Consider the following 8,858-nt stretch of genomic DNA (forward strand, 5'->3'; position numbering starts at 1 on the left):
ATATATCACTGAACAGGAATGCGATGTGAGGTATGAAGCTGGCCAAAAGGTTCATTCAGAATTTCTTCAAGATTCAATTAATAGATTTGCAAAGTGAAAATCCTGATAATAGAAGATGAGGAAGAACTGGCTAAAAGCAATTAAAATTTATAATCATTAGGCAATAATTAGTTGAGGTATGGAATCGACAAGTAAAAACTCGAAGATCATTCAGGCAACAAAAGAAAAAGTTTATGATGCCTTTACCGATAAAGAAGCATTAGAATTTTGGCTTGCGCCTGATAATATGACCGGAAAAATCCACGACTTTGACCTCAAAGTTGGCAGTGGTTACACGATGTCACTGTTCTATCTTGACAACAACAAAGGCAAAACATCAGAAAACGAAGATCGCTTTTCGGTAAAATTTGTTGAGTTAAAGCCTTACGAAAAGATTGTCCAAGCAATTCATTTCCAATCAGATAAAAATGAGTTTTCAGGCGAAATGAAAATGGAAATATCTTTAGAAGAACGTGAAAACAATTCAACTAAAGTAACCATCGTATTCAAGAATATTCCTCCCGGCATTGACCCTAAAGACAACGAAACAGGCACGGAACAGTCGCTTGAAAAGCTCGGCCGTTATCTTGAGAACAAATGATGCAATCAAAGAAAGCTATTTCCGGCAACATACCTTTTAGCTCTCAATCCGTTCTGTCGGTAACAACTTTTCATTAATTTTGAGAATAATCAGGATCAGTTACAATGAATAATAATACGAGAGTTTACAGAATGTCTTTTGCAAGCGTTTATCCGCATTATATCCAAAAAGCGGAAAAGAAAGGTCGCACAAAAGCAGAAGTAGATGAAATTATATTCTGGCTGACAGGATACGATCAGCAAACACTGCAACAGCACATTGACAATAAAACCGATTTTGAAACTTTCTTCGCCCAGGCACCACAAATCAATCCAAATGTCTCAAAAATTACCGGTGTAATCTGCGGTTACCGTGTGGAAGAAATCGAAGACCAACTGATACAAAAGGTTCGTTATTTAGATAAACTGATTGATGAATTGGCTAAAGGCAAGGCCATAGAGAAGATTTTAAGAAAATAAGCCAACAAATAAAAAAGCACTTACATTTTCCTGTAAGTGCCTGATAATCAGCGTGGAGAATATCGGAGTCGAACCGATGACCTTTTGCATGCCATGCAAACGCTCTAGCCAGCTGAGCTAATCCCCCGTTTCGTATTGAGGCTGCAAATATAAAATTTACAACAATAAAGCGCAATAAAATATTTTCATATATCCCATCTTTTAATACAATCAGTAAAAAGCGCCATTAAAATCACGGATTATCTGTATATCGTTGTTATCATAGCAACGGCTATTCAAAAATCCCGCTGTTGCATCCGTTCGCCCTATCAGCCTGATTATGACATTTATACAGTATGTGCTGCTTTTCCGAACGGCACATTCTTTGTTATTTTTTAACCTGATATGTGGCCATCCTCTTATTTCAACTCTCAACTTGAGAAGACTATCCAATTAGACAATGACCCTGTTTTACGGGCACGATTATCTATTTTGACCAACATTTTATGGATCACCATGCTGGTATCCGCAGCGGTAGCTGTGATCAATTATAACCAGCCAAATATCCTGCTATTCATCAGGCCCGCGGCCTGCTTTGTGCTGTTTGGAATTGTGCTGTGGCTGCTGGTTTATATGGGTAAATGGCGGGCCAGCGCACACCTGTTATTACTTACATTAAGCGCTTTATGCAGCACTCATATCTTTATATATGAGCAAAGCATCAGCATTATTACCTTACAATTTATCCTCATTATTTTACTGGGCAGCTTTTATTTACTGGGTAAAGACTGGGGTATAATCTACTCATTACTAAGCATCGCTCAAATAATTGGGTATTTTATTCTACACAGCCTGGCAAGCATCCATTTTGTTCTGCAACCCAAAGAGATGAACAGCCCTACGTTTATTATTGTATTGCTGTTTAACCTCCTGGTACTGGTATATATTCATTATAATTTTTTTAAATCGTTTGATTCTGTTGTAAAAAAACTATCGCAGATCAGGCAGGATGAAAGCTTACTAAACGAACGCCTGCAGGAAACTATCCGTTTGGCCGAAAAATCCAGCCAGGCAAAAACACAGTTCCTGTCAACCATGTCGCACGAGCTGCGTACACCGCTTAATGCAGTAATTGGCATGAGCAACGTGTTGTTGTCAGAAAATCCACGGGCCGACCAGGCCGAGAACCTCAATGTACTCCGCTTTTCGGCCCAGAACCTGCTAACGGTTATTAACGATGTGCTGGATTTCAATAAAATTGACTCGGGCAACCTGCAGTTAGAGCAGATCCCATTTAACCTGTATAAGCTGGTGCAGAACGTTTATGCCGGTTTCCGCACCAAAACCAACGAGAAAAAGCTCAACTTTGAGCTGAACTGCCATCCCAAAATACAGGGTCTTTACCTGGTTGGCGATCCCACCCGGCTTACACAAATACTATTTAACCTGCTAAGCAATGCCGTAAAGTTTACGGCCCAGGGAAGCATACTTTTCAAGGTAGACCTGGCAGAAAAAACGGTATCAAAGGCCAGCATTATCTTTACAATAACCGATACCGGCATCGGCATACATCCGGATCAGCACGAAAAGATATTTCAACCGTTTTCGCAGGCATACCAGAATATTACACGAAAATACGGCGGCACAGGCCTGGGGCTTGCCATTGTACGGCACTTGCTTGATCTGCATAACAGCCCTATTGAGCTGATCAGCCAACCGCAGCAGGGCTCTACATTCAGGTTCAAGATAGATTATAAGCTGGCTGAACAGCCCAAGCATGAAGAATCTGAAATTACTATTGAGACCGAGAAACCCGACCTGTCGGCATTAAAAGTGTTGATAGCCGAAGACAACGACATCAATATTCTTTTTATGCGTAAGCTTTTAAAAACCTGGCAACTAACACCGGTTTTTGCGCATAACGGACTTGAAGCGCTGAATGCTGTAAAGGAAGACGATTTTGACCTGTTATTGATGGATATTCACATGCCGGTAATGGATGGCTATGAAGCTACACGGCTGATCCGGCAGATTCCCGACAAGCGCAAATCAGGCATCCCCATCATTGCTCTTACTGCCTCTGTTATTATAGATGCTAATACCCGCCTATTCAGCATGGGAATAGATGATTATGTGATCAAGCCGTTTGATCCGAAGGTTTTATTGGATAAATTAACAGTTATCAAGAATAATAAATTAAAAATAAAGCACCTTCTTAAATTGAAAAGCTCCTGATGGGCAGGAGCTAATCAAACTAACCAATTATAAACCTAATTAAAATGAAGGGGCAACACCAAAATCGCATCAAAGCGATAAAAAAATCTAATTTACTTTACAAATAAAACACTTCGTTAAATAAATCACAACAATATTAGGAATATTTTGATTAAATATCAAATTTTATTGAAAATAATATCAATAATTACAAATTATTTTGACAAATATTCCAAAATAAGCAAAGAAGTTTTATCAGAAGCTCCAATATCACCCATTTTATTTTTCAAAATGGCATATTTTTTCAAAATGTCTCCTCTAAAAAAGGCATTTTCAGAAATTTTATTCAATTCAAGGATTATCTTTTCAGAATTACACTCATTTTGGATCAATTCTTTAACAATTTCCTGATCTGCTATCAAATTTACCAGGGAAATGTACCGGATCTTTATTACTAAACGGGCAATAAATATGGTTAATGGATTAGCTTTGTATACCACTACCTGTGGCACATTAAATAAAGCGGTTTCAAGCGTAGCTGTCCCCGAAGTAACTACAGCCATATACGCATTGGACAGAAGATCGTAAGTAGCATTAAACACTACCGGAATCTCGCCATGCGTATAAGCATCATAATACGCCTGGTCAAAATTAGGAGCACCAGCAATAACCAACTGGTATCCGGGAAAGGCCGTTTTTATCCCGATCATTTCAGGAAGAATTTTAGAAATTTCCTGTTTACGGCTGCCGGGAAGCAAGGCTATGATCGGTTTTCCGCTTAACTGGTAATGCTCTCTGAAATTCAGGTCTGGTTTATGAGCGGCAATAGCATCCAGCAGGGGATTACCCACATAGTCTACCTCCATGCCCCATTTACGATAAAAATTAACTTCAAACGGCAGGATACAGAATAAATGATCTACTGAACGCTTGATGCGCAGCACCCGTTTTTGATTCCAGGCCCAAACTTTTGGAGATATGTAATAGAAAACCTTTATCCCGTTTTTCTTAGCATATTCTGCTATTTTCAAATTAAAACCCGGAAAATCGATCAATATCAATGCGTCTGGCCGGTAATTCAATATATCGCGTTTAGCCAGGCTAATGTTATTAAGAATAGCACGCAGATTTACGGCTACCTCCACAAAACCCATGTACGATAGTTCTGAAATATGCTTAACGGCCTTTTTACCGCCTTCGGCCTGCATTAAATCGCCGCCAAAAAAACGGAACGCTGCATTCTCATCATGCTTTTTCAGCGCTTTCATCAGGTTTGCACCGTGTAAATCACCCGACGCTTCGCCGGCAATAAGGTAATATTTCATTTGTATGTTAAGATATGAAGCCTCTCCCCACTCTCCGAAGGAAAGGGAAGACGGGCTGTGCTCCTGTCTTGTTTCTTGTCTCTATGTTCTTGCTTGGCCTCACCCCAGCTCCACCAGTTGGCGGAAGAGGGGAGCTGAACCATGGAGACATTGTCAACTATCCATTGTCCACTGTCAATTACTAAAGATTGCTTCCGGTCTTTTCAGACTTTCCCGACTTCCGGACTATGAACCATGAACCATCCGCTATGAACCATAGCCCACTTACAATTTCCCCACCTGCATCTTATAATAGAAAAACACCAAGGCACATATAAATGTTGATGCTACGATGCCTCGTGCCGTATTATCGCAGTTTTGTTTAAAATAATATTTTACCAGGAGCAGATTGATCGCCACACAGCCGATATACAGCAAGTCGTCCTTATTTAAAAACCGGATATTCTTTTTCAGTATCTCAACAAAAAACGCAGCAATGCCGGGCAGCACCACACCCAGCAATAATCCCAGCCAGATATTATCCTTTTTCAACATGATCAAATTTCCAGGTATTTAATGTGGTAATGGCGTGGTGGGCCGTCATATCAAACTGTACCGGCACTACCGATACAAAGTGGTTATTCAGCGCCCAAACATCGGTATCTTCGCCATTATCTTTTAACTGGAACACGCCGGTAAGCCAGTAATAATTACGCTTATGCGGATCTATGCGCTCGTCAAATTCTTCGGCCCATTTTGCCCGTGCCTGCCGGCATACTTTTATTCCCTTTATCTTATCGCCTTGCGGGAAATTAACATTTAACAGGGTTCCTTCGGGCAAACCATGTTCCAGCACCTGCTGCGCAATGATCTTCACGTAAGGCGCACAATGAGAAAAATCGGCATCGTACGTAAAATCGTCCAGCGAAAAGCCGATAGACGGAATACTTTCTATGGCTCCTTCAACCGCTGCCGACATGGTGCCTGAATAAATAACATTGATGGAATGGTTCAGCCCGTGATTAATTCCGGATACGCACAAATCAGGTTTTTTCCCCTTAAAAACCTGGTTCACCGCCAGCTTTACACAATCTACCGGCGTGCCGGAACATTCGTACATTTCAACGCCCGGGTACAACTCCAGCTTATCCAGGCGCAAGGGTTTGGCAATGGTAATGGCATGGCCCATCCCCGACTGCGGACTGTCAGGAGCAACGACTACGACATGCCCAAGCTGCTGCATTTGCTCTATAAGCACCTTAATTCCCGGAGCGGTAATGCCATCGTCATTAACTACCAGAATAGTTGGTTTAGTTTTGTTCATGCAGCGAAATTACGAAAAGATGCTTGTGAAATCAGCGCAAAAAGAAAGCCCGCAGATTTAAATCTGTGGGCCTCCGGTTAAAAGTATATTGATCGTCTATAAACTTTTCAGCCAGTCGATAACCTGCTCGCGGGTTTTACCGGTTTTCTGCTGCAAGCGTCCGTACAGCTCATCATCCTGACCTTCTTCATATTTCAAATCATCATCGGTTAAATCGGCATAAGCCTGTTTAACTTTACCCTTTAACTCATTCCATTTGCCTTTAAGCTCTAATTTATCCATAGTAGTTTGTGTATATAATTAAAAAATAAAAATTCAAAATTCAAAAGTTGAACGTAGTGAAACCCCGATTATTCGGGGTAAAAATTCAAAATCACTGGCTGCCTGACATGCAACTGATACATTGCACCGTTTAGCCTATAAAAGTCTCTTTATAACACTTCCGTGGATATTTGGTTTGCAAGGCCTATGCTATTTATGCTTGCGATATTCCAAACGCACATTACCAACGCCCTCATCCAGCATACCGATTTTACGGGCTGCCTTTCTCGATAAATCGATGATACGGCCGGCTACAAACGGCCCCCGGTCTTCAATACGCACGTTTACACTTTTTCCATTTTTCAGGTTGATAACCTTTACCCTGGTACCAAACGGCAGGCTACGATGGGCCGCAATTTTCTTTGAATTTCTGAAGGTAATGCCACTGGCGGTTTTACGTCCGTTAAATTTACTGGCGTAATACGATGCCCTGCCGGTTTGGGTAACCTTTGGCGCACAGGAAAAAAGGAAAAGCATGCAGAAAACAGGGAGCAGAACTTTCATAGCTTACAAAATCGGGAACATGCCGGAAGCTTTTAGCGATTTACGATTGCCCCCCATTATCAATTATCAATTATCCATTGTCCATTGTCCATTGTCCATTATTCTCACTTTTTATCCGGAATAAAATTCATGGAAATGGAATTGACGCAATGACGGGTATTTTTAGGTGTAAATCCTTCGTTCAAAAAAACATGACCCAGATGGGCCCCGCATTTGGCACACCTGATCTCTGTACGCATGCCGTCCGGATCAGGAAAACGTTTCACTGCTCCCTTAATTTCATCATCAAAGCTGGGCCAGCCACATTCTGATTCAAATTTTGCTTCCGAACGATATAAAGGCGCTCCGCAACGTTTGCAGGTGTAAGTACCCTTTTGTGTGTTATGTAAATATTTACCCGTGCCAGGATACTCGGTTCCCTTGTTTACAATAACACGTTCTTCTTCCGGAGTGAGCTTATTCCAACCCGGATGCGCCGGATCTTCCTGACGAACGGCTTCTTTGTCTTTTTTCCGCTGCCCGCAGGCGGATAAGCTAACCAATACCAAAACCGCCCAAATACTTAATATCTTCATCATATATCAAGTTACAAAAATTATAGTATTGTCTATACGTATTGAGCATTGCGATAAGGTGCAATTTAACAATCAGATAGCACTGTCCGCAACCTTCGCTTTATCAATAATTTCCTGGTAATAAGCCTCGTAAACCGGCAGCACTAAGCTCAGGTCAAATTCCTTCGCCCGTTTTAATGCATTTTCTTTAAAGGTGTTCAAGCGAGCATCATCTTCTAATATATAAATAGCGTGTTCGGCCATATCATCAATATCACCCACATTACTCAGAAATCCGGTAACGCCCTGCACATTCAGCTCGGGCAAACCTCCTGTGTTGGATGAAATTACCGGTACCTTGCAAGCCATTGCCTCTAAAGCTGCCAACCCAAAGCTCTCGGAATCAGAAGGCATTAAAAACAGATCAGATACAGACAATATCTCTTCAATGGCATCCTGCTTACCTAAAAAACGTACATTTTCGCAAATGCCTAATTGCCGGCATAACTGCTCACAGTTAACACGATCTGGCCCATCGCCAACCATCAGCAATTTGGACGGAATTTTTTCTGACAGCTTTTTAAAGATATAGATCACATCGGTAGCCCGTTTTACCTTCCTGAAATTGGATGTATGCACCACGATCTTCTCATGATTAGGGGCAATAGCCTTTTTGAAATGGTCTTTTGGTTTCAGGCTAAACCGGTTAAGATCAATAAAATTTTGTATAACACGAATATCGGTTGTAATGTTAAAATGCTCATAAGTGGCTGCCTTGAGATGCTGGGAAACGGCAGTAACACCATCAGACTGGTTGATGGAGAACGTTACCACCGGATTGTACGTGGCATCTTTACCAACCAGCGTAATATCGGTTCCGTGTAGCGTGGTTACCACCGGGATATGTATGCCATACGTTGCCAGTATCTGCTTGGCCATAAACGCCGCCGAAGCATGCGGAATGGCATAATGTACATGCAATAAGTCCAGCTTTTCAAACCGAACCACATCTACCAGCTTACTGGCCAGTGCACTTTCATAAGGTGCAAAATCAAATAAGGGGTATTTGGATATGGCTACTTCGTGATAGAACAGGTTCTCGGAAAAGAAATCAAGTCTGGCCGGCTGACTGTACGTGATAAAGTGTACCTGATGGCCTTTGTCTGCCAGTGCTTTACCAAGTTCTGTAGCTACAACGCCACTACCGCCAAATGTAGGATAGCAAACAATGCCAATTCTCATATCATTAAGTTAAAAATCAAAAGTAGAAAGTCAAAAGTAAAGACGCACTTAAATTCAAAAATATAAAATTCATTACCGGTCAATTCAAATTAACTCAACGCTACATTCCGGATAAGAATTTCAGACTGCAAATTAACAACTTAATGCACCAGCTAATTGTTTCCTGCGGGTAAATTTCCTGAAAAGGTTATTTGTAAATGAGATTCATTTTAATTCAAAAGCCAGACAGCAATACAAGCTACCTGGCTTTAACAGCTACCTGGTAACTGTTATCTTACTATGGGAAAAAGATTCACAGGTATTATGCATTTATTTTTC

General features: G+C 41.1%; 10 protein-coding genes and 1 tRNA gene. 3 read left to right on the top strand and 8 right to left on the bottom strand.

Annotated elements, in window-relative coordinates; all coding sequences use genetic code 11:
* Window positions 1–178: 178 nt before the first annotated feature.
* Together FW774_RS11775 and FW774_RS11780 are read left to right on the top strand one after the other, a co-directional pair.
* Entirely contained in the window at window positions 179–640 is a 462-nt protein-coding gene (locus FW774_RS11775; protein ID WP_149348359.1) for an SRPBCC family protein, read from the top strand.
* A 104-nt stretch (window positions 641–744) separates the two neighbouring features.
* On the top strand, window positions 745–1,098 hold the full coding sequence (locus tag FW774_RS11780; RefSeq protein ID WP_149348360.1) for a DUF2200 domain-containing protein: 354 nt from the start codon (window positions 745–747) through the stop codon (window positions 1,096–1,098).
* Between the two features lie 53 nt (window positions 1,099–1,151).
* Here FW774_RS11780 and FW774_RS11785 read toward each other — a convergent pair.
* Window positions 1,152–1,225: transfer RNA gene (locus FW774_RS11785), tRNA-Ala, on the bottom strand.
* 257 nt (window positions 1,226–1,482) lie between these two features.
* Here FW774_RS11785 and FW774_RS11790 point away from each other — a divergent pair.
* The gene (locus tag FW774_RS11790; RefSeq protein ID WP_149348361.1) at window positions 1,483–3,312 is read left to right on the top strand and encodes an ATP-binding protein; all 1,830 of its coding nucleotides are present in this window, start codon (window positions 1,483–1,485) and stop codon (window positions 3,310–3,312) included.
* Between the two features lie 194 nt (window positions 3,313–3,506).
* Here the strand turns inward: FW774_RS11790 and lpxB are convergent, their stop codons facing one another.
* The 7 genes from lpxB to bshA all read right to left on the bottom strand — a co-directional run bounded on the left by lpxB (window position 3,507) and on the right by bshA (window position 8,540).
* Window positions 3,507–4,616 carry a lipid-A-disaccharide synthase gene (lpxB, locus tag FW774_RS11795; RefSeq protein ID WP_149348362.1) on the bottom strand — a complete coding sequence of 370 codons (1,110 nt, stop codon included), beginning with the start codon at window positions 4,614–4,616 and terminating at the stop codon, window positions 3,507–3,509.
* Between the two features lie 264 nt (window positions 4,617–4,880).
* Window positions 4,881–5,150 (bottom strand): stationary phase survival protein SurE, encoded by a 270-nt coding sequence (locus FW774_RS11800; protein ID WP_149348363.1) that lies wholly within the window; start codon window positions 5,148–5,150, stop codon window positions 4,881–4,883.
* Complete coding sequence (surE, locus tag FW774_RS11805; protein WP_149348364.1) at window positions 5,134–5,919, bottom strand: 5'/3'-nucleotidase SurE; 786 nt, start codon at window positions 5,917–5,919, stop codon at window positions 5,134–5,136. Before surE ends, FW774_RS11800 begins: the two co-directional genes overlap by 17 nt.
* A gap of 96 nt (window positions 5,920–6,015) precedes the next feature.
* Window positions 6,016–6,201: a CsbD family protein gene (locus tag FW774_RS11810; RefSeq protein WP_149348365.1), complete on the bottom strand. Its 186-nt coding sequence runs from the start codon at window positions 6,199–6,201 to the stop codon at window positions 6,016–6,018.
* A 189-nt stretch (window positions 6,202–6,390) separates the two neighbouring features.
* Window positions 6,391–6,744, bottom strand: a complete 354-nt coding sequence (locus tag FW774_RS11815; RefSeq protein WP_149348366.1) for a septal ring lytic transglycosylase RlpA family protein — start codon at window positions 6,742–6,744, stop codon at window positions 6,391–6,393.
* Window positions 6,745–6,848: 104 nt separating this feature from the next.
* Window positions 6,849–7,322 (bottom strand): methionine-R-sulfoxide reductase, encoded by a 474-nt coding sequence (locus FW774_RS11820; protein WP_410522734.1) that lies wholly within the window; start codon window positions 7,320–7,322, stop codon window positions 6,849–6,851.
* A gap of 69 nt (window positions 7,323–7,391) precedes the next feature.
* Complete coding sequence (bshA, locus tag FW774_RS11825; RefSeq protein WP_149348367.1) at window positions 7,392–8,540, bottom strand: N-acetyl-alpha-D-glucosaminyl L-malate synthase BshA; 1,149 nt, start codon at window positions 8,538–8,540, stop codon at window positions 7,392–7,394.
* Window positions 8,541–8,858: the final 318 nt, after the last annotated feature.

The organism is Pedobacter sp. BS3, assembly GCF_008274585.1.
Classification (GTDB): domain Bacteria; phylum Bacteroidota; class Bacteroidia; order Sphingobacteriales; family Sphingobacteriaceae; genus Hufsiella_A.

Bases quoted from the DNA above. Each gene is read 5' to 3' on its own strand.
- FW774_RS11800 (WP_149348363.1), bottom strand. From the start codon at position 5,150: ATGTTGAAAAAGGATAATATCTGGCTGGGATTATTGCTGGGTGTGGTG.
- bshA (WP_149348367.1), bottom strand. From the start codon at position 8,540: ATGAGAATTGGCATTGTTTGCTATCCTACATTTGGCGGTAGTGGCGTT.
- FW774_RS11820 (WP_410522734.1), bottom strand. From the start codon at position 7,322: ATGATGAAGATATTAAGTATTTGGGCGGTTTTGGTATTGGTTAGCTTA.
- FW774_RS11775 (WP_149348359.1), top strand. From the start codon at position 179: ATGGAATCGACAAGTAAAAACTCGAAGATCATTCAGGCAACAAAAGAA.
- lpxB (WP_149348362.1), bottom strand. From the start codon at position 4,616: ATGAAATATTACCTTATTGCCGGCGAAGCGTCGGGTGATTTACACGGT.
- FW774_RS11815 (WP_149348366.1), bottom strand. From the start codon at position 6,744: ATGAAAGTTCTGCTCCCTGTTTTCTGCATGCTTTTCCTTTTTTCCTGT.
- surE (WP_149348364.1), bottom strand. From the start codon at position 5,919: ATGAACAAAACTAAACCAACTATTCTGGTAGTTAATGACGATGGCATT.
- FW774_RS11810 (WP_149348365.1), bottom strand. From the start codon at position 6,201: ATGGATAAATTAGAGCTTAAAGGCAAATGGAATGAGTTAAAGGGTAAA.
- FW774_RS11790 (WP_149348361.1), top strand. From the start codon at position 1,483: ATGTGGCCATCCTCTTATTTCAACTCTCAACTTGAGAAGACTATCCAA.
- FW774_RS11780 (WP_149348360.1), top strand. From the start codon at position 745: ATGAATAATAATACGAGAGTTTACAGAATGTCTTTTGCAAGCGTTTAT.